The 2,116-nt window shown below is 70.7% G+C and carries 3 protein-coding genes; 1 reads left to right on the top strand and 2 read right to left on the bottom strand.

The window, feature by feature from the left end; genetic code table 11:
* The first annotated feature begins 213 nt into the window (after positions 1-213).
* Positions 214-387, top strand: a complete 174-nt coding sequence (locus WBP48_RS04590; protein ID WP_424436743.1) for a DUF5302 domain-containing protein — start codon at positions 214-216, stop codon at positions 385-387.
* A 136-nt stretch (positions 388-523) separates the two neighbouring features.
* On the opposite strand, the gene WBP48_RS04585 is transcribed toward WBP48_RS04590, so the two are convergent.
* Both WBP48_RS04585 and WBP48_RS04580 read right to left on the bottom strand, forming a co-directional pair.
* The gene (locus WBP48_RS04585) at positions 524-1,288 is read right to left on the bottom strand and encodes a fructosamine kinase family protein (protein ID WP_424436740.1); all 765 of its coding nucleotides are present in this window, start codon (positions 1,286-1,288) and stop codon (positions 524-526) included.
* A 9-nt stretch (positions 1,289-1,297) separates the two neighbouring features.
* Positions 1,298-1,951, bottom strand: a complete 654-nt coding sequence (locus tag WBP48_RS04580; protein WP_424436738.1) for a CE1759 family FMN reductase — start codon at positions 1,949-1,951, stop codon at positions 1,298-1,300.
* Positions 1,952-2,116 lie beyond the last annotated feature (165 nt).

Raw genomic sequence — 2,116 nt, 5'->3', positions numbered from 1 at the left:
GCGGCGGCCTGGGCCTGCTACCAGGCGGCGCTCGGCGCCGCCGTGGCCGCGCTGCTACCTGACGCACCGACCTTCGCCGTCATCCTCGTCTCGGTCGTCGTCGCTCTGCTGCTGGGATTCGGCATCGACGCCGCGGTCGCTCGCTGGGGTCGCGGCCGGGACGGGTTGTAGCCAACATGGCAGTGCCGGCGATCGGTGCGTAGGGTGGGGATCATGAGCACCGACGACACCACGGCATCCGAGGAGATGAAGCGCAAGTTCAAGGAGGCGCTCGACAAGAAGAACGCGCAGCAGCGCACTGGCGAGGCCCACCTGGACGGCGATTCCGCGATCCACGGCACGCACGGCGCGGTCACCAAGCGCGAGTTCCGCCGCAAGAGCGGCTGAGTTCGGCGGCGACTTTCGCGGAGATCTTCACAACGGCGGAGCCGGACCCGGCGTGTCTCTCCGCAGAACTGCGAATCTCCGCAGAAGTGAGAGGCGCCCAGAGCACGCGCCGGCACCCACCAACGCGGCGGGCGGGTTAGGTCAGGCGGAGGGTGGCGCCCGCCGCGTCGACGAGCGCACGGCCGTAGCCGGGTCCATGCCCGACGGCATGCACGGCGAGGGGATGCAGTTGATGCAGCGGGATCCGCTTCCGCCAGCCGGGCCGCAGCGGGTGCGCGCGCTCGTATCCCCGTACGATCGCGTCGAAGTGGGGACAGCCGAACAGGGCGAGCATCGCGAGGTCGGTCTCACGGTGCCCGCCATGCGCCGCGGGATCGATCAGGACCACACCGCCCGGCGACCACAGCACGTTGCCGCTCCACAGGTCGCCGTGCAGACGCATGGGACCGTCGTCGTCGTCGAACGCACCGCCGGCGATCACGTCGCACAATCGGTGCAGCCCGTCGGCATCCGCCCGCGACAGGTTCCCGTTCGTCACCGCTTGCTCCAGGAAGGGCCGCACGCGGCATTCGGCGTAGAAGCGGCCCCAGGAGTCCTCGTGCGCGGCGGGCTGAGCAAGCCGACCGATGTACAGCGGGCCGTCCCAGCCGTCGGGTGGAGCTCCGAAGGCGGCGGCACCGGCCACGTGCGTCGCGGCGAGGGCTTCGCCGAACGCGGCGGCGACCCCGGCATCCGGACGCGCTATCGGCACGCGTTCCAATTCGATACGCCCCGGCGAGACGTCCACGACGCGGACGATGCGCGCGCCGGAGGCATCCGCCAACCATCGCAGCCCCGCCGCCTCCGCCTCGAAGAAGAATGCCGGGGCGTCGGTCCGGGTCTTCACGATCGTGTCGGGCATGCTCCGACGCTACTGGTCGGCGAGTCCGCCGAGCAGGTGTCCGAACGAGCGGTCCTCGCCCAGATAGTGGGCGGGGTCGAACGGGTCGGTCCCCACCGACGGCTCACGATGCACGATGGTCTCGGCGAGCTCGCGGGCGCCCTTCTCGATGCGCGCGCTGAGCGGAGCGACGTCATCCGCCGCCGCTCCCCAGTCGCTGGATGCCGCGAACACACCGGTCGAGACGGCATCCGCGTGGAGGTACGCGAACAACGGTCGGATCGCGTAGTCGATCGCCAGCGAGTGGCGGGGTGTCCCGGCGTTCGCGCCGATGAGGACCGGCATGCCGGTCAGCGCATCGGGGTCGAGGACGTCGATGAACGACTTGAACAGGCCCGAATAGCTGGTCGAGAAGATCGGGGTCACCGCGATCAGCGCGTCGGCGGAGACGACCGTGCCTACCGCCGTCTCGAGCGCCGGCGGCGCGAAGCCGGTCAGCAGGTTGTTCGTGATGTCGTGCGCGAGGTCGCGCAACTCGATCGTGTCGACGATCGCGACGATGCCGTCTTCGGCGAGCCGCGCGAGGGTCGCTGCGGCGAGGCGGTCGGCCAGCATCCGCGTCGATGACGGGTTCGACAAGCCGGCGGAGACGACCGCGATGCGGCGGGTGGTCTGGCTGCTCATGATCTGGGTCTCCAGTCTGCGTTTCGACTCGATACGCTCGCTCAACGACCGGCGGCGACGCCGAAGGCGGCACCGGCGGCGGCCGGCAGGTCCTGATACGGCGAGGGCCCCGCGAGATTGTCGCCGCGGTTGGCGCGCGGCGTCGCCTGCCTCGCTGGACCGTCG

This window comes from Microbacterium sp., from assembly GCF_049661145.1.
Lineage (GTDB): Bacteria > Actinomycetota > Actinomycetes > Actinomycetales > Microbacteriaceae > Microbacterium.
Note: the sequence above shows the minus strand (reverse complement) of the source record. Positions and strands in the feature narration are given on the sequence as shown.

Excerpts from the sequence above, each read along its gene's own strand:
- WBP48_RS04590 (WP_424436743.1), top strand. The coding sequence starts at position 214 with ATGAGCACCGACGACACCACGGCATCCGAGGAGATGAAGCGCAAGTTC.
- WBP48_RS04585 (WP_424436740.1), bottom strand. The coding sequence starts at position 1,288 with ATGCCCGACACGATCGTGAAGACCCGGACCGACGCCCCGGCATTCTTC.
- WBP48_RS04580 (WP_424436738.1), bottom strand. The coding sequence starts at position 1,951 with ATGAGCAGCCAGACCACCCGCCGCATCGCGGTCGTCTCCGCCGGCTTG.